Source organism: Sediminibacillus sp. JSM 1682029 (assembly GCF_041366435.1).
In the GTDB taxonomy this organism is placed as follows: domain Bacteria; phylum Bacillota; class Bacilli; order Bacillales; family Amphibacillaceae; genus Sediminibacillus; species Sediminibacillus terrae.
In genome coordinates, this window is record NZ_JBEWYY010000005.1 from 208,828 (window position 1) to 225,505 (window position 16,678).

The following is a 16,678-nucleotide window of genomic DNA, read 5'->3' on the forward strand; positions in this document are numbered from 1 at the left end:
CTAATCCTGCCCTTCTTCCAGCTTGTCCAGCGCTCTTTCCTCTTCAGGGATTCGTACGCGCAACAATAAGAGATGGAAGAGCGGAAACACGATTGCAGTAATATATGTATGGAACATCATCGGTATGATAATCAGTTCCAGCAAGACGACCAAATAATTAGGGTGGTTGATAAAGCGATAAGGACCTTTTTTAACAAGGCTTGCTCCGGGAAGAATGATTATTTTTGTGTTCCAAAACCTTCCGAGCGAAGCAATGCACCATACGCGCAGTAGTTGAGTTAAGACGAACAAAACAAAAAGGGATACGTTCAGACCAAGTCCATATAAATCTTTCCATTCAGCTTCCGCCCATAAACTGATGAAAAACAAACTGTGGGTCAAGACAAACCATTTGTAATGTCCTGCACCAGATTCAATAGCACCCTGCTTTTTCATCCAGTTTTCGTTGCTGCGTGCTATTACTAACTCGATCAAACGCTGCAGTATCAAAAATACGAACAAGATTCCCATCCACCAATTCATGAAGACCACACCAATTCCACCAATTCGGAGCTGAATCCAGGGCCTAAAGCAGAAAGTAAACTTCTTTCGCCAATCCCGATATCTTCCTCCATCCATTTTTTCAGAATATAGAGGACTGTTGCAGAAGACATATTACCATGACGCTTTAATACTTCATAAGAGTAGTACAGTTTCTTATCATTTATTTGGAGCACTTCCTCTATGGATTGAAGAACTTTTTTCCCGCCAGGATGCGCGACATAGAATGCGTAATCGCTTTCTTCGGTTTTTTGCCTTTTTAAAAATGAAAAAACGTGGTCCTTCCAGAATGTGTCGACTAACCGGGGAATGCTTTTGGCAAAAATCACTTCAAAGCCATGGTGGGCAATTTCCCACCCCATTACATCCAATGACGCTTTCTTTATTCGCGAGTCAACTTTGACTATCCGCGGGGCAGCCTTTTTCCGATAAGCCTGGTATGGGGAATCTTCGCCTATTAATATGGCGGCGGCAATCCCATCCCCGAATAAAGCCGTGCCGATGAAATTGCTTTTGCGGTCATCATCTTTCTGAAATGTCAGGCTGCATAACTCTACACTTACTACAAGTGCAACACAAGCAGGATTTGCAGTAAGCCATTCGTGGGCACGCGCCAAACCGCTGGCACCTCCCGCGCAGCCAAGTCCCCACAAGGGGATACGCCGGATATCTTCCCGGAATTCTCGTTCGTTGATAATACGGGCATCTAGTGATGGAGTGGCGATACCGGTACTGGATACGAAAAAAATCGAATCGATTGCTTCATAAGGGATCGACCTTCCTAAAAAATCCTCGCTATTCAAGCAAGCATCGATGGCAGAAACACTATGTTTTAGCGCTTCTTCTTGATAAACATGGTTTCGCTCGACAAAAGAGTGCTGTTCAGTAAACCACGTTTTCGGCACCACGAACTGGCGTTGTTCCACTGCCGCATTTTCAAACACAGGAAGCAGCCGTTTTAATTCTCTTTCCGGACGCGGAAAGATGTGTTCAACCAATGTTTGGATTTCCTTTTGGTTCATGGCGAACTGCGGTAGGCTTGTCCCGACTGACCCGATAACTGACATGTAAGCACCTCTTCTATTATTTATTTTTACCTTCTGTATCTATCTACCCTCAAAAGAATCCAATGAACACACGTTTTCTGTATCCGTATTCCGTAAAATGGTTATCCCCTATCTGCATCGGTTAAAAATTTATGGATGGTCATTTCTTTATCCACTAACAACGTCTGCCCAATTATATAATCACTTACAGCTACAGTCAGAAAAACCGCAACGCCTGCCAACTCTTCCAATTTCCCAATACGCTTCAAAGAAGTTCTCTCCAATATTCGGAAACATAACTGTTCATCCTTCGGCAACTCCTCAATCAAAGCAGTCGGAATATCATGATCCGACCGAAGACGTATTGATTATTTTGCCACCACTCCGCTTCTTCATTCGTTTGGTTGCAGCTTAGACAAGAAAAAAGAACTTTTCCTATTGTTATTGATGACTTGGTCCATTTCTTCCGTAGTGAATTCGTGCTTGGCTGTGTTTTGGGAAGAACGTGGTGATAATCTGTGAGACGTGAAAAATTATTTGAACATCATCCGGCAACTGTGACGACGCAAAAATAGACCGTAACTTGGATATCTGGGTAATAATGCCGGTATCAAAATTACGCTGCTTCTTTTGGACTACATGTAGCGGCACCATACCCTGACTGTTAGTACAGGTCTGAAGGACAAAGCCATATCCCTTTGCTAGACCTGTATGACAGCTAATTTCCTTTACAAGTGAAAGAATGGGCAAATTACATTTCCTTTTTCTTTATTAGAAATCTAAATTTTAAGACAATTAAAACATTTCTTCAAATTATTTACTTTTTGTCGATTCAGTACTAAACTACTATTTGTCACAAAGAATTCAAACAATTTTAACAGGGGGTTTTCAAATGAAAAAGTTTTTACTATCACTAGGTCTTATTTCGGCATTAACCATCGCAGGCTGCTCCCAATCTGACAGCGAGGATGATACAGCTGACGACAGCGCAGCTGAACAGCAAGATGAGGATACTCAATCGGATGATTCGTCCGACAATTCGGAGGTAAAGAAAGAATTACTTAGTGCCCAGATGGATTTTACAAGCACCATCAGTCCTTATCAACAAAAAATCAACGCCTATCAGGCCAACTTAGAAGATGAGGAAGCTTCTGACGAAGATATTGAAGCATCCGCTGAAGAAGCTTTGACTGCTGCAAAAGATGCTCAGGCTGAATTGGAGGACTATCAATTCGAAGCAGACGTTCCAGATGATGTAAAAAAAAGCTACCAGCAGGCTATCTCATCTCTTGGTGACTATTATAGTGAAATGGAAACTGCTATCGATACATCTGCACTTGAACCCGACTTTTCTGCAGCACAAGAAAAGTGGGATCAATTCCAAGAACAAATCACTTCGATTTATGAAGGGCAGGATATGTTCGCTCCTAATATGGCAGATGCTTTAAGTTAAGTATTATCACCTTGAAAAGTGAATGTGCTTTTTTACGGAGTACAGGCTAAATCCGCCACGTCCTGTGGCAACGCCTGTATGACCCACATCGTGTGGTCCTTAAAAAGATACCGGGACAACGGCATCTCTTGTGAATCCTGCCATAACTAATGTGAAGCACGCTTCAAACAACAGGATAATAAGAAGCCTATCTAAGGAACACAACAATTAAAAAACGGAACGAATTCGATTAGCATTCAGAATTCGTTCCGTTTTTGCTTTGGTTCCCAAGCTTTTGTGCCGATCACATTTGTGATCTTCCTTTTTAGTACATCTTCCTCCGCCTCAACCGATATTCCCTACTCCATTATGAATGAGTTGGATTATGGATGGACGGCATGATTTATCATAAAAGACCCTCTTCAAAATTGATAAATTCTTGCATACTTGCTTTGCAAGTGTTCCACAAGAAATTCCGGATTTAAGCCTTCACCGGTAACATCTTGCAAAATCTCCAACGGTTTTTTCAACTTCCCGTACTGATGAATATTCTCTCCAAGCCAGTTTTTGATAGCTGCAAAATTTCCCGATTTGATAGCGGATTCTACATCTAGCGTTGTTTCAAGCTTTTGATGAAATTGTGCGGCATACATATATCCCAGCGCATAAGAAGGGAAATAACCAAAATCTCCTGCAGCCCAATGGATATCTTGAAGTACGCCTTCCCTGTCGGATTGCGGTCTGATTCCCAAGTAATCTTCCATTTTCTGATTCCAAAGCTCTGGAAGATCTCTTACTTCTATTTCATCATTGATTAAAGCTTTTTCTAACTCATAGCGCACCATAATGTGAAGGCAATATGTAAGCTCATCCGCTTCAATCCGAATCAGGGAAGGTTTCACTTCATTTACTGCACGGTAAAAGTCGGAGAAAGGAATATCGTCAAATTCATCGGGTGCTATGTGTTTGAATAACGAATAATGGTTTTCCCAGAACGCTTCGCTCCTAGCCACAAAATTTTCCCAAAATAGCGACTGGGACTCATGTATTCCCATTGAAGTGCCATCAGCAAGTGGCGTCTGTGCCATTGCCTGATCAATATTTTGCTCATACAGGGCATGGCCGCCTTCATGAATGGTGCCGAAGATCGCCATGCGGAAGTCACTTTCATCATATCTGGTCGTTACTCGGACGTCACGTGGATTGATGGCGATGGCAAATGGATGAATCGTTTCATCAAGACGTCCGGCTGCAAAGTCATAGCCCATCCTTTTCAGAATCTCCAGGCTGAATGTTTCTTGAGCCTGTTTTGGAAAATGTTTCTGAAGAATGGTCGAATCCGGCTTTCGTTCTGATGCGGTTATTTTCTTTAACAATCCGGCCAGTGACCTTCTTAAGGCAGGAAAAACTTCGTCAAGAAGTTCGGTTGTCACGCCCGGTTCATAAACATGCAACAAGGCATCATAGCGGTTCTTTTCATAACCCCAATATTCCGCAAACTTCTTATTGTACTCGATCAGCTTCTCCAAATATGGCTGCAGCTGCGCAAAATCTCCTTTTTCCCTTGCTTCCTGCCATAACGTTTCCGATTTGGACTGCAGCATCGTAAACTCTTTGAATTCGACTTCAGGGATCTTTCGGTTCCGGTTGTACTCTTCTTCGCACTCTTCCAGAGAACGCTGGATGATAGGATTGGATGCCTTACCTTTTAATGAATCGATGTACATCTTCATTTTTTCCGAGGTAGTAATTTGGAACACTTTTTGAGAAAGAAAACCAATGACTTCTGAACGTTGGTCCACGCCTTTGGGAGGGATCTTGGTGCGTAAATCCCATTGGATTAGCGCCAAAGCCTCTTGATAAGCTTTTTGTTCTTTCAATAATTCTAAAAAATCTTTCTCTAATTGTCTGTAATCCGGCAAATCGATCTCCCCCTATTTACCTCCAAAATATTGGTAATAATCTGTTTTGATATAACCATTGAACAATTTTCTTTTCTTTGTAGCTTTTTTTCCATATAAGGTTTCAAAACGTTCGTTGGAAGTAAGGATATAGACACTCCATCCGGGCAACTGCTTCATGACTTCGCCAAAATCTCGATACATTTTTTCCACTTCCGCTTTGTCGCCGATCCGTTCTCCGTATGGCGGATTTCCGACAAGGTATCCGGTCGACTGCCGCGGATGAAAATCTTTCGCCTGCATTTGTTTCCATGAGACAAGGTCCCCGAGTCCCGCTTCCATCGCATTGTCCTTCGCTACTTCGACCATCCGGTGATCTATATCAGATCCGGTGATATCCAGCGGTTGATCGTAGTCAGCCAAGTCCTCCGCTTCCTCATGCGCTCTTTCCCACAGCACGTTTCCGACAAGCTCCCAGGATTCCGAAGCAAATTCGCGATTGAAACCGGGAGCTATATTCTGTCCAATAAGGGCTGCCTCAATCGGTATGGTCCCAGAGCCACAGAAAGGATCGACGAACGGTTGATCTGCTTTCCAGTTGGTAAGCTTCACTAATGCAGCTGCCAAAGTTTCCTTTAAAGGTGCCTCTCCCTGCCCTATCCGGTAACCACGTTTATGCAATCCGGTACCCGAAGCATCGATAGACAATGTTACCTGGTCTTTATGCAAAGCGACTTCAATTCGATAAAATCCTCCGGTTTCTTCCAGCCAGGAAGCAACTCCATACTTCTGCTTCAAACGTTCTGCAACTGACTTTTTCACTATCGCCTGACAATCGGAAACACTATAGAGCGTGGACTTCACCGATTTGCCGATGACCGGAAATTCTCCATCCTCGGGAATATACTGTTCCCAAGGAAGATCCTTTGTCTGCTCGAAGAGGGCATCAAACGTTTTGGCCTCAAACTGTCCCACTAAAACCTTAATTCTGTCAGCCGTCCTCAGCCAGAGGTTGCACCTTGGAATAGCAGCTGCATCTGCCGTAAAAAGCACTCTCCCGTTTTCAACGGTTGTATCCTGGTACCCTAACGCACGTACTTCTTGGGCGACTATTGCTTCCAACCCCATTGCTGCTGTAGCGATCAATGTAACTTGCTGCTTCATAAATGAATTCCTTTCCTGTACCTATTTTGAAAATTATGTAAACAAAAAGCCCTTTCTAACGCTGGACTCCTGTTAGAAAGGGCTGCTTATATCCTGATTATAGCAACGACCAATGGATGTTTTATAAGCCATGTTCTGTACTATTGTACTGCAGACGGCGGTCAACCTCGTACGCAAGTAGTAATCATCTATCTCCGGACGTCTGCCCGGCTCTCGTTCGGTTCGTTTCCCTACTAAAGAATGCCCCTACCAATATTTGGGTTGCTCACTCGCGGGGTTTACCTCGTTCCACTCAAGCAGTTTCCCGCCTGACTACGTCACTGTGGCACTTTCAAGGTTGCAATACCATATCCAAACGACTTAGGTATCTTCCCTGCCGTTAATCCCAAAAGGATTACCTTGACTTATGAATTCGTCAAGCACGAACACTACAAGCATCGCAGCTTGTGTGAGCATGGACTTTCCTCTACACATATTCATGTGCAGCGATTACTCAAACATCCATTCATTGCTTATCTATTGTAATATCATCTTTGTTTCAAGTCAATGCGACAATGCTTAGTATAACACATTTCGCTATGGCATCGCATTGGTAATGATAGCCAAAAGATCAGGAGTCAGCATCTGCGAATTTCTTTCCGAATACAGCTTTTTCTAAATTGGAGACCCTTTTCAAAATGTCGTAATTAACCTGGTGATTGCTTGCTGCAGTTGCTGTACGGGTCCTTGTTTGGTCGGATTGTCTTTTCAACCGGTCGTTTTCCTGGCGAAGTCGATCTAATTCCTGTTGAAAAGCTTCATAGTCTTGAATGATGGCATCAAGAAATTCGTCTACTTCTTCCTGGTTATACCCGCGCATTGCAGTTTTAAAATTCTTTTCCAATATATCTTTCCCTGTCAATTGAATACGATCTAAGCTCATCCATATCACCTCATATCTCGTACAACTTATCTCTTATTTTTTCAAAACATTGACCGAATGTCAATTTTTACTGACGTATGTACCTCAAATTAATGAGTCCTGCTGAAAACAGTCGGTCAAGACCAGTAATCCGGGTCTTCCATTTGCATTTCCTGCACAATGTCGTCTAAATCCATCGGTGTGATGGTGTAGATTGGATAATTCTGATGTTCATTTGCTTTCTTGGCTTCTTCATGGAAAAAACGACTGCTTCCGGGGAATTCTTCATCCAACAAAATCAGACATCCATCACTCTTGTCAATCATCCATTTGTTCTTTGCTTTAAATTGAAAAGGACCTTTATAGTCACTTTCATAAATCGGCTGATGAAAATCGGCCAGCATGAGAAGTTCCTGATAAGTTTGCTGCATATGCTCTGGCCAGCGGCTTTCCTGGTTTGCGAACGGCGGGAAAATACCAAGCTTTACATCATATGTATCTTTTAGATCGATAATGACTTCTCCCGTCCATATCTCCACACCCATTTGACCGGAAATCAACACCCATTCCAAGCCTTCTTCGATAAAACCGACAATCTTTTTTTGAATGGCCGCTTTTATAAAATGGATTTTGGGATCGTCCTGCTTAAAGATATTCATTTCCATTGGCTTATAACCGGTTACGGCTAGTACATCCATATGTTGACCTCCTTTTAATTATGTATAAGAGTGATTGAAAAAACAAAGAGCCGGCCGAAATCGGCAACCGGCTCTTCCGTTTTAAATCAGCACCACTTATTCGGTTTCTTCCAACCTTTCATGCCAAAAGGTTGTTGGTATCCTGGTCCCATGTTTGGTCCCGGACTCATGGCACCTGCTACCTGATTGCCCGGTCCTCCAGGAGGTGTCGCTGCACCTGCTACCTGGTTAGGCGGCACATTAAAAGAGCCTCCGTATTGATCTACACTATCTACAGTGTTGCCTACAGATGTGGAATGAGGATAAATATGCTGATTTTTCACCAAGTGATGGTTCATGATGGTCGTATGGGATGGATGAATATGCTCGACCGTCTCCTCGGTGCAATGATGCACGACATTCTCTTGTGTCGGGTACACGATCTGTTTCGGACAGCCGCAATGCGGGCCGTGATGATGTCTCATTTTTAGTCTCCTTTCTTTATGTTTAGGTTCACTAATAATCTATGATAGGAGGCTAAGACATGTCTGAGACAGAAACCTAAATTTTGTTATAAATGTCATTCCGGCAAACGACCAGTTGTTTTTTTCTTATTTATTGCTTACAACGAAACGCATTACTGGTGAGCTTCCTCGAGCTAACGCTCTGCGGGATCTCACCGAGGCCTTTCCTCCCGCTGGAGTCTCCGGGTATTTTCTTCGCTAGGAACAGCTTCCTGTTTATAACCCCGTGTACTAGACATTTTTTATTTTTCGGTACTCCATGTACCGTATCATCAAAAGACATAGCTCGGAAAACAAGCAGAAAGTCCAAGAACAGGAGAAAAGACGGGAATTACAACTGTCTTTTATGAAAAGAAGTAGACATTTCCTGACAAACGTTTTTAAGATGGCTTATTGGTTCTCAAAGAAAAAGTCTCTAGGCGATAGTCAGCATGTTTCTTAGCGCAGGTAGCATGCGCAGACTCCTGCGGGAACAGCACGAGCTGAAGATCCACTTGGTAAAGCGGTTTTCTTTACCAAGTTAGCTGAAGCCGTGCCCGCGGAAAGCGAAGTATGCTACCGTAGCGGGGTTAACACACTTTTTGAGTGGGCAATGGAACTTCCCAATTACCGTTAATGCGTTATTTCTTTCCTTGGCACATTAAAATAAGCTTTCAGGAAACAGCCATCAACAAAAACGAAACCCTGTTCAGCAACAGGGTCGATTCCATACTTATTCATCTTCTACAGGCAGGTCAGCGGATTCAAACGAAAAAGGCAGCAACTCCTCCATTGACATCGTTTTTCGCTCATCTTCCAGATTTCCGATATGTATCGGCATGTTTTTATCAAAGAACTCGCTCATAACCTGACGACAGGATCCACACGGCGACACGGGCCGTCCTGTATCAGCTACAACGGCCATTTCCGCGAAATCGGTTACACCATCCGATATTGCTTTAAAAATAGCTACCCTTTCAGCACAAAGGCTAACAGGATAAGCGGCATTTTCGATATTGCAGCCTTGGTAAACCTTACCGGACTTCGTCAGCAAAGCAGCCCCCACTGGGAATTTGGAATATGGCGTATAAGCCCTTTTTCTAATTTCTTTCGCTTTCTCGAATAGTTGGTTTTCATCCATTCAACTTTGCACCCTTTCTTCTAGCGGGAAAATAATTATAAAAGAAAAACCTGGTTCTGTAAAGGTTTGCATGCAACCATTCTCCCACTATTCGGGTCTGTCACCGATTCTTTTTATATCAGCAAGCAGCTGGTCTAAAACAAAAAGAATCGATTGATACATTTCCATATAACGCGTTTTCGGTGTATCTATATAATAACTGTTCAATAAGATGATTTGCAGATTGTCACTTGTAGACGCGATTTGTTGTGGGTGTACTGTCACTTCTTTATTTTTCACGAATTGGAGAGCCTTTTCTTCCCATTCTTTTACCATCTCGAAGAATGGAGTTGTTTCTTCTTTGACAAACAGAAAAAATTCCTTATCTCTTCTGTTCTCTGGTTTATCGCTCTCTTCAAACCGCTGCTTCAACGGAATTAAATCCTGTTTAAGTTGATTGGTCAATGCGGTTAACTCCATTGTGTATCGCCCGCCTTTCTTACCTTACTGTATCATTATTTGCGGGCGAATTGCACTTTTTTAAACATCTGGTGCCAAATAGACGTTTTTCTGCCAACATACCGATTCAGTCTTTGTTCTTCTTTTTTGCTTTTCAACTGTTTAATTTCCTTTCGCAGATTTACAACCTCTCCTTGAAGTTCTTCGATTTCCTGACGATGGGATAGTGCCAAGGTGAGCACGACGTCATCGGCTTTCGTAGCAAGCTTCTGGTCGATCAATCTCACTCTGTCGGAAAGTTCTACATAAGCCTTCTCAAATACCTGTTTTGACACCCCGTTTTGTGCGTTAGTTGCATTACCGGAAAAATCCACTTGTCATCTCTCCCCTTTATGGCTTGTTACGGCATTCATTCTGCATGGACCCTGCTGTCCCCTGCCTTGCCGACAAAACTAGAAGCAAGAAGACAAATTATCCCTGAAATCTGTATGTTTTGCATATGGTTGACAACAATACAAATAAGGAGGGTATTGTTATGACCGATAAATCGAAAGACCAGTTGAAAAAAGATCATAAAAATGAAAAAAAGCAGCATGATGAGTACAAAAACAAAAAGCTGGATGGTCCCGACCGTCCATCTGTGTAACAACATGAAAAAATCCGGGCCAAGAATGCTTGCCCGGATTTTTTCATGCCCAAATGGTCTGCTTGACTTGCCAAATACGGGCAAGCATTTTTCTCTTACGATAAAAATGTTCGAAAGTTCTATCGTTTTCTGTCACTTCTAGAGGATGCAGCCATTCTGTCTTTACACCCCCATTTACGCTCCAATCCACTCGAATAGTATCCTGGTGCTTGATTGGATTGGAAACCGCCCGTAGATTAGGAGCTCGGAGTGAAGGCTGGCTTATCTTCAGAAAATCTTCATATTCGCTTCTCGAGCCAGTAGGTTCGACTGTATTGGCAAACTCCAGGACAGTCGAGAAATTACTTGGATCGAAGAGCTTTGCGGCCAACGTTTTTCCCAGCAAAATCCGCTTGCTTAAATTAGAAAAATCATACACATAGGAACCGATAACATTCCCTTCAAGCTTCGGAAACAATACCGCGCTCAGCAGAAGAAAATCTTCCAGTAAAAATGGAAGTCTCCTGAAAACATTTTTCTGATAGTAAGGATGCTCGATAACCGGACGCTGGATGATATTTTGTTCATTGATGATCTGCGCTTGCATTAACCGGCCGCAGTTATCATTGGCCCAAAAACGCTGCCATTCACGGCGCATATATAACGAAACATTAAATTGCTGCAACAAATGGAATAACGGAACGCCTTGTTCTTTAGAGAATTGGTAGATAAGCAGTTGTGGGTAAGCATCCGAAAAAATAAGCCAATTAGCCCGTTCATAAGTGGAAAACAACCTTTTTCTTGTTCTTTTAGGCAGTAAACCGGCCATTACAGGTGTATATAAATCGGTGATATTCCAACCTGCGTTGCGTGACACCATACTTGCAAGAAACGACCAAGATATCTCTGGATGGCGATTAAAATAAGCAAGGTACGCTTTTGTTCTTGACACATTGTCCATATTGGCTCTTTTGGTCATTGCATCAATGTATTGCACGAGCTCTTGCTGTTCATTCCACATTTTCACCGCCTCCGGGTATAGCTTGTGCAAAAACTGGAAAAATAACGTGCTTTGTCACTGTTTTTTTGATTTTTGGTTCTCATTTGCCGTGAATTTCTGGTATGATACTCTCATGTATGGGAGGAATACACATGAATTACCCAAACGGAAAGAAGAAATCTTTTCGTACTTCAGGAAAAAACTTGCAAGAGCCAGCCTTTGGCAACCGGGGGATGACACTAGAAGAAGACATCAATGATACGAACGAACATTACCTCGTGATGAACAAAGCGGTCATCCATAAAAAACCGACTCCTGTTCAAATTGTCAAGGTGGATTATCCGAAACGTAGTGCGGCGACTATCAAGGAAGCTTATTTTAAGCAAGCATCGACAACGGACTATAATGGAATTTATAAAGGAAAATATATTGATTTTGAAGCGAAAGAGACAAAAAACAAAACGTCTTTTCCCCTCTCCAACCTGCATGATCATCAAGTGAAACATATGAAGCAGGTTAATGAACACGGAGGGATAAGCTTTTTGATTGTCCGTTTTTCTATGTTGGATGAAACTTTTTTATTTCCTTCCATGAAACTTTTCTCTTACTGGGAAAGTCAATATAATGGAGGGAGAAAGTCCATTCCCTATTCAGACATTAAAGAAGCTGGTCACCTTATCCCGTTTAAGTTTCAGGCAAAGGTAGATTATTTAGATGTCTTAGACCAGCTTTATTTTTAGATCGGAGGAAGATGCGTGATGGCAAATACAAGCCAATCTCGTTCAGCAAGACGCAAGCAATTAAAACAGCAGAAAAAACAAAAGAAGTCACTTTTCAAAAAGATTGTCAGAACGATTTTAATCGTCGTGTTACTAATCGGTATTGGTATTGGTGGTTTATTCACCTATTATATAGCAACAGCCCCAAAACTTGATGCAGATAGCCTGGCCGTACCGGCTTCAACGAAGCTGCTGGATGTCAATGGAGAAGAATTCGCCAATCTGGGTGAAGAGAAAAGGACGAAGATTGACTATGAAGATCTTCCGCCTCTGTTGGTCGATGCGGTTACCGCTACGGAAGACTCCCGTTTTTTTGATCATATAGGGATAGATTTCCGCAGAATCGCCGGTGCCATACTGGCAAATATCACCGGAGGATTCGGTGCTGAAGGTGCAAGTACGATTGATCAACAGGTGATTAAGGGAGCATTTCTGACTCCGGAAAAAACATTGAAGCGGAAAGTACAGGAACAATGGCTCGCCCTTCGCCTTGATGCAAAGTATTCCAAAGAAGAAATTCTGGAAATGTATTTAAACCGAATTTATTACGGAAATGTCTACGGTGTAGCCGAGGCAGCAGACTTTTATTTTGGCAAGGAAGATTTAAGTGAATTAACCCTGCCGGAAGCTGCTGTCTTGGCAGGTCTGCCGCAACGTCCGTCTGCATATGACCCGACGAGAAATCCGGAGTTGACCCAAGAACGAATGAACACAGTTTTAAGTTTAATGGTTCAACACGGTAAAATCTCACAGGAAGAAGCCGATGAAGCAAGTGAGGTTTCGGTGGAATCCTTACTTGTGGAAAGCCGTCAGGAGTCAACTCCATACCAGGCTTTCATTCAGCAGGTGCAGGACGAAGTGAGCGAAAAGTTGGATGCAGATATCTATAGTGATGGTCTGGAAATACAGACCACATTAGATCCCGAAGCCCAAAAACATGTTGAATTTTTGCTTAGCGAGGATGACAGCAATCCCATCAGTTATCCTAACGACGAATTCAGGGCAGGAATGACCGTTCTGGATACCACGTCAGGAGCAATCCGTGCAATCGGCGGAGGTAGAAACCTTGATGATACACAGGGAGGATGGAATTATGCCATCGACAATGAAAATCGTCAGGCTGGCTCTACCTTCAAACCGATCATCGATTACGGTCCGGCCATCGAATACGAACAATGGTCCACCTATCACCAAATCAATGATGATGGTCGTTATCCTATTGCAGGGACCGACTCCTATATCGACAACTGGAACGGACAGCATAAAGGGTGGATGTCGGCCCGTTCGGCTTTAGCCCAATCACTGAACGTACCTGCAGTCAAAACATTCGAGGAAGTCGGCGCAGAGCGCGCACAAGAATTTGCTGAAGGTCTCGGAATAAAATTCCATGAAGATTCTATCGCATTAACCGATGCCATTGGTGGTTCTTCCACCGGGGTCACAACCCTGCAGATGGCTGGTGCTTACAGTGCTTTCGGGAACAAAGGAATTTACAATGAGCCCTACTCGGTTACAAAAGTGACATATAGCGATGGACGTACCGTCGATCTAAAACCAGAACCAAAATCTGCCATGCATGAATATACCGCTTATATGATCACGGACATGTTAAAATCTGTTGTCAACGATCCTTCCGGAACCGGCACAGCTGCAAAAGTTTCTGGTCTGCCGATGGCCGGAAAAACCGGTACCACGAACCTGAAAGGAAAAGATGGAAGCCCGGATTCATGGTTTAGCGGTTATACTACCAATTATACAATCGCTGTATGGACGGGATACGATGATCAGAAGAAAACACTAAACGGACATTCAGAAACGGTGATCGCACAAAATCTTTTCCGGGAAACGATGTCCTATTTGTCAGATGGAATAGAGACAGCTGATTTTACCAAACCAGATTCCGTCGTAGAGGTACAAGTGGAAAAAGGATCCAATCCGGCCAAGCTGCCAAGTGAATATACACCGCAATCGAACATCGTGACCGAACTTTTTGTAAAAGGAAACGAACCAAGCAAGACTTCTCAGAAGTTTGATCGAATTGACGCGGTTAGCGGGTTGAAAGCAAGCTTTAACGAAGAAAGTCAATCCATTGATGTGACTTGGGATTACGATCAGGATGACGACCGCCCTGTCACCTTTAATGTAAAGGCCGGTACAGATGGCGGCTCCTTGAAAGATTTGGCAGATACGAAAGAAACCAGTCTGGAAATCAGCAGCGTAGACCTTGGCTCTTCTTATACGATTGAAGTCACCGCTGTCAGTGATCAAGACTCTGGAAATACGAGCGATCCAGCCACAGTGACAGTAGAAGTACCGGATGAAGAAGCTGAAGAAGAAGAGGAACAACAAGAAGAAGAACAGAACCAAGAAAATCCTGAAGACGAAGAGAACCCTGATGCCGGCAATGGGAATGAAAATGGCAATGACGACAATCAGGGTGATAACGGTAATGGCGGTAATGAAGGCGATAATGGCGGTGGTAACGGAAACGGTAACGGTAACGAGGACGATCAAGGAAATGACAACGGAGGAAATGGAAATGAGGGTAATGAGGGCAATAATCCTCCGGATGATGACAATCCTCCTTCAAATGGCGAGGATACTGGAAATACCGGTGATCCCGAAGCCAATACCTCTTCTTCCGAAAATGCATCTAGTTATTCGGTGCACGCATTTCGAGAAGAAGAGATTGCCTGACATGTAATAAGATTTTAGCCTGACACTTTCAAGCTATACAGAATAAAAATCATCAGCGTTAAGTTAAAACGCTGATGATTTTTTCTTTTACCCGCATATTTTATTCCAGTCCTAGTTATAGGCTCCTTAGAACACTGTTCCAATACTTTTTAACAACAGTTCTCTGCCAAATGTCCCGTACGGGAATTTTTCACGCCCTCTCCTCTTTGTCAACGCCCTAGACCCTATCCCATTAAAACTTTGTCTTATACATGGTATAAATCCATTTTTTATTTATAATCCCCAGTAATTTATTGAAAAGGGCGTCGTATTCCCTTTTTTCCCTTAAAGAAGCCTGTTTATGACAAAGGAGCTGTCCATGTGATCAATCATACATGAGACAGCTCCTCTTTTATTCCTCTTTAATCAACTTCAATACCCAGGTTCCTTGCTTTCATTCGTTTTTGTCCTTCCCTGCAAATATTCAGCAGCGGGCATTCCGGACAGTTTGGACTTTTCGCCTTGCAATGGTATCTTCCGAAAAAAATCATCCGATGGTGGGTTTGGCTCCATTCTTGTTTTGGCACCTTCCGCATCAACGTTTTTTCCACTTCCAATACAGAATCTTTCCATCGGCATATCCCCAGACGTTTCGATACCCTTTCTACATGGGTGTCCACAGCAATGGCCGGTTCGTCAAATGCGACAGAAGCGACCACATTTGCCGTTTTCCTACCCACTCCAGCTAACTTGACAAGCTCTTCCTGGGTCGAAGGGACTTCCCCGTCATACTCATCTATCAGCATTTGGCAAAGTTTGCGGATGTTTTTTGCTTTGTTGCGATATAAACCGATGGAACGAATATCTTCTTGCAATTCTTCCAGTGACACAGCCAAATAATCTTCAGGTGTTTTATATTTTTTAAATAAGTCCTTGGTCACTTTATTGACTAATGCATCTGTGCATTGAGCAGATAAAACAACCGCTATTACCAATTCAAAAGGATTGTCATGGACAAGCTCGCATTCAGCGTCGGGAAACATTTTTTCCCAAGCCTCCAGACATTGTTTCACTTGCGCCTTATTCAACATTCCTATCCCCCTATTCCTCCAACCAATTATAGTACAACGATACATCCCGTTTTTGCTGCTGTTGTTCCTGTTGATTATTTTGATTGACGTGGAATTGCCTGCTCTGATTTCTCGCCTGTTCAACCGATTTGATGCCTTTCTTTTTCCACTCACGTAAAATCCGGTCAATATAACGGAAATTCAATTTTCCCATCAACACCGCTTCCCTTAAAGCTGCCTTGATCAAAGCCGGGGTTTGTTGTTCTTCATCAAGCCATATGTTGACCGTTTCGATTTCAAAAGGGGACAATGGGCGGCCAAACTCCTGTTCAAATAAAATGAAAATATTGGTTTGCTGCTGTTCTGATTCACGGTTTGATTTCGATGCAGAATAATCCGCTTTATATATTGTGACCCATAAAGGCTCCAAAGAATAGCATTCAGTTAAAACCTGCTTATCATCCTCTTCCTGCTCAATCAACAAAATATTCTTCCGGATCAACTGACGGAGTATCTTCGTACAGTCTTCAGACGAAACGCTCGTAAATTGAGCAATCTCTTCAGGAGTAGGAAAATTGTTTCCTTCCATTTGAAAACGATGGATATGTAAAATAACCATAACTTCCGTTTCAGACAACTTTAATTGATGGTACCTTTTTAATAGCAGCGAGGGTATCACCATTTGATCTTTCACAATTTGTTGATAGTTGAAATCACTTGTCACAGAAAACCACCTCTAACCTATTATAGCATGGATGATAAAATGAGAAATTTCCAATTATAAA

The 16,678-nt window shown here is 42.8% G+C and carries 17 protein-coding genes and 1 other RNA gene; 3 read left to right on the forward strand and 15 right to left on the reverse strand.

Annotated elements, in window-relative coordinates; translation table 11 throughout:
• The 3 genes from ABVF09_RS10730 to ABVF09_RS10740 all read right to left on the reverse strand — a co-directional run bounded on the left by ABVF09_RS10730 (position 1) and on the right by ABVF09_RS10740 (position 1,915).
• The gene (locus tag ABVF09_RS10730) at positions 1-522 is read right to left on the reverse strand and encodes an isoprenylcysteine carboxyl methyltransferase family protein (RefSeq protein ID WP_371069186.1); all 522 of its coding nucleotides are present in this window, start codon (positions 520-522) and stop codon (positions 1-3) included.
• Entirely contained in the window at positions 519-1,607 is a 1,089-nt protein-coding gene (locus tag ABVF09_RS10735; protein ID WP_026570166.1) for a type III polyketide synthase, read from the reverse strand. The genes ABVF09_RS10730 and ABVF09_RS10735 overlap by 4 nt, the downstream gene beginning before the upstream one ends.
• Before the next feature lie 101 nt (positions 1,608-1,708).
• The gene (locus tag ABVF09_RS10740) at positions 1,709-1,915 is read right to left on the reverse strand and encodes an SDR family oxidoreductase (protein WP_371069187.1); all 207 of its coding nucleotides are present in this window, start codon (positions 1,913-1,915) and stop codon (positions 1,709-1,711) included.
• Between the two features lie 563 nt (positions 1,916-2,478).
• Here ABVF09_RS10740 and ABVF09_RS10745 point away from each other — a divergent pair.
• On the forward strand, positions 2,479-3,039 hold the full coding sequence (locus ABVF09_RS10745; RefSeq protein ID WP_371069188.1) for a hypothetical protein: 561 nt from the start codon (positions 2,479-2,481) through the stop codon (positions 3,037-3,039).
• Between the two features lie 401 nt (positions 3,040-3,440).
• On the opposite strand, the gene ABVF09_RS10750 is transcribed toward ABVF09_RS10745, so the two are convergent.
• The 10 genes from ABVF09_RS10750 to ABVF09_RS10795 all read right to left on the reverse strand — a co-directional run bounded on the left by ABVF09_RS10750 (position 3,441) and on the right by ABVF09_RS10795 (position 11,389).
• On the reverse strand, positions 3,441-4,940 hold the full coding sequence (locus ABVF09_RS10750) for a carboxypeptidase M32 (protein ID WP_371069189.1): 1,500 nt from the start codon (positions 4,938-4,940) through the stop codon (positions 3,441-3,443).
• A 12-nt stretch (positions 4,941-4,952) separates the two neighbouring features.
• Positions 4,953-6,083, reverse strand: coding sequence for a THUMP domain-containing class I SAM-dependent RNA methyltransferase (locus ABVF09_RS10755; RefSeq protein ID WP_026570163.1), 1,131 nt, complete (start codon positions 6,081-6,083; stop codon positions 4,953-4,955).
• 119 nt (positions 6,084-6,202) lie between these two features.
• Positions 6,203-6,584: RNase P RNA component class B (gene rnpB, locus ABVF09_RS10760), an RNA gene on the reverse strand.
• 109 nt (positions 6,585-6,693) lie between these two features.
• A complete protein-coding gene (gpsB, locus tag ABVF09_RS10765) occupies positions 6,694-7,005 on the reverse strand; it encodes a cell division regulator GpsB (RefSeq protein ID WP_026570162.1) in 312 nt (103 codons plus the stop codon).
• Positions 7,006-7,121: 116 nt separating this feature from the next.
• Positions 7,122-7,682, reverse strand: coding sequence for an SLOG family protein (locus ABVF09_RS10770; protein ID WP_026570161.1), 561 nt, complete (start codon positions 7,680-7,682; stop codon positions 7,122-7,124).
• Between the two features lie 86 nt (positions 7,683-7,768).
• Entirely contained in the window at positions 7,769-8,146 is a 378-nt protein-coding gene (locus ABVF09_RS10775) for a spore coat protein (RefSeq protein WP_026570160.1), read from the reverse strand.
• Positions 8,147-8,897: 751 nt separating this feature from the next.
• Complete coding sequence (locus ABVF09_RS10780) at positions 8,898-9,305, reverse strand: cytidine deaminase (protein WP_026570159.1); 408 nt, start codon at positions 9,303-9,305, stop codon at positions 8,898-8,900.
• An 87-nt stretch (positions 9,306-9,392) separates the two neighbouring features.
• The gene (locus ABVF09_RS10785; protein ID WP_026570158.1) at positions 9,393-9,764 is read right to left on the reverse strand and encodes a DUF1798 family protein; all 372 of its coding nucleotides are present in this window, start codon (positions 9,762-9,764) and stop codon (positions 9,393-9,395) included.
• A 35-nt stretch (positions 9,765-9,799) separates the two neighbouring features.
• Positions 9,800-10,117 (reverse strand): hypothetical protein, encoded by a 318-nt coding sequence (locus ABVF09_RS10790; protein ID WP_026570157.1) that lies wholly within the window; start codon positions 10,115-10,117, stop codon positions 9,800-9,802.
• 315 nt (positions 10,118-10,432) lie between these two features.
• Positions 10,433-11,389: a DUF2515 family protein gene (locus ABVF09_RS10795; RefSeq protein WP_371069190.1), complete on the reverse strand. Its 957-nt coding sequence runs from the start codon at positions 11,387-11,389 to the stop codon at positions 10,433-10,435.
• A 131-nt stretch (positions 11,390-11,520) separates the two neighbouring features.
• Between ABVF09_RS10795 and recU the strand changes: the two genes are divergently transcribed.
• Both recU and ABVF09_RS10805 read left to right on the forward strand, forming a co-directional pair.
• Entirely contained in the window at positions 11,521-12,108 is a 588-nt protein-coding gene (recU, locus tag ABVF09_RS10800) for a Holliday junction resolvase RecU (protein WP_026570155.1), read from the forward strand.
• 18 nt (positions 12,109-12,126) lie between these two features.
• Complete coding sequence (locus tag ABVF09_RS10805) at positions 12,127-14,844, forward strand: penicillin-binding protein 1A (protein ID WP_153462706.1); 2,718 nt, start codon at positions 12,127-12,129, stop codon at positions 14,842-14,844.
• Between the two features lie 401 nt (positions 14,845-15,245).
• Here the strand turns inward: ABVF09_RS10805 and nth are convergent, their stop codons facing one another.
• Positions 15,246-15,914, reverse strand: a complete 669-nt coding sequence (gene nth, locus ABVF09_RS10810) for an endonuclease III (protein WP_153462708.1) — start codon at positions 15,912-15,914, stop codon at positions 15,246-15,248.
• Positions 15,915-15,924: 10 nt separating this feature from the next.
• Positions 15,925-16,617, reverse strand: a complete 693-nt coding sequence (locus tag ABVF09_RS10815) for a DnaD domain-containing protein (protein WP_026570153.1) — start codon at positions 16,615-16,617, stop codon at positions 15,925-15,927.
• Between the last annotated feature and the right edge of the window lie 61 nt (positions 16,618-16,678).

What these genes read in the sequence shown, in the direction of transcription:
- ABVF09_RS10735 (WP_026570166.1), bottom strand. Translation starts at nt 1,607, where the DNA reads ATGTCAGTTATCGGGTCAGTCGGGACAAGCCTACCGCAGTTCGCCATG.
- ABVF09_RS10755 (WP_026570163.1), bottom strand. Translation starts at nt 6,083, where the DNA reads ATGAAGCAGCAAGTTACATTGATCGCTACAGCAGCAATGGGGTTGGAA.
- ABVF09_RS10780 (WP_026570159.1), bottom strand. Translation starts at nt 9,305, where the DNA reads ATGGATGAAAACCAACTATTCGAGAAAGCGAAAGAAATTAGAAAAAGG.
- ABVF09_RS10775 (WP_026570160.1), bottom strand. Translation starts at nt 8,146, where the DNA reads ATGAGACATCATCACGGCCCGCATTGCGGCTGTCCGAAACAGATCGTG.
- ABVF09_RS10795 (WP_371069190.1), bottom strand. Translation starts at nt 11,389, where the DNA reads ATGTGGAATGAACAGCAAGAGCTCGTGCAATACATTGATGCAATGACC.
- ABVF09_RS10745 (WP_371069188.1), top strand. Translation starts at nt 2,479, where the DNA reads ATGAAAAAGTTTTTACTATCACTAGGTCTTATTTCGGCATTAACCATC.
- gpsB (WP_026570162.1), bottom strand. Translation starts at nt 7,005, where the DNA reads ATGAGCTTAGATCGTATTCAATTGACAGGGAAAGATATATTGGAAAAG.
- nth (WP_153462708.1), bottom strand. Translation starts at nt 15,914, where the DNA reads ATGTTGAATAAGGCGCAAGTGAAACAATGTCTGGAGGCTTGGGAAAAA.
- ABVF09_RS10770 (WP_026570161.1), bottom strand. Translation starts at nt 7,682, where the DNA reads ATGGATGTACTAGCCGTAACCGGTTATAAGCCAATGGAAATGAATATC.
- recU (WP_026570155.1), top strand. Translation starts at nt 11,521, where the DNA reads ATGAATTACCCAAACGGAAAGAAGAAATCTTTTCGTACTTCAGGAAAA.
- ABVF09_RS10785 (WP_026570158.1), bottom strand. Translation starts at nt 9,764, where the DNA reads ATGGAGTTAACCGCATTGACCAATCAACTTAAACAGGATTTAATTCCG.
- ABVF09_RS10805 (WP_153462706.1), top strand. Translation starts at nt 12,127, where the DNA reads ATGGCAAATACAAGCCAATCTCGTTCAGCAAGACGCAAGCAATTAAAA.
- ABVF09_RS10730 (WP_371069186.1), bottom strand. Translation starts at nt 522, where the DNA reads ATGAATTGGTGGATGGGAATCTTGTTCGTATTTTTGATACTGCAGCGT.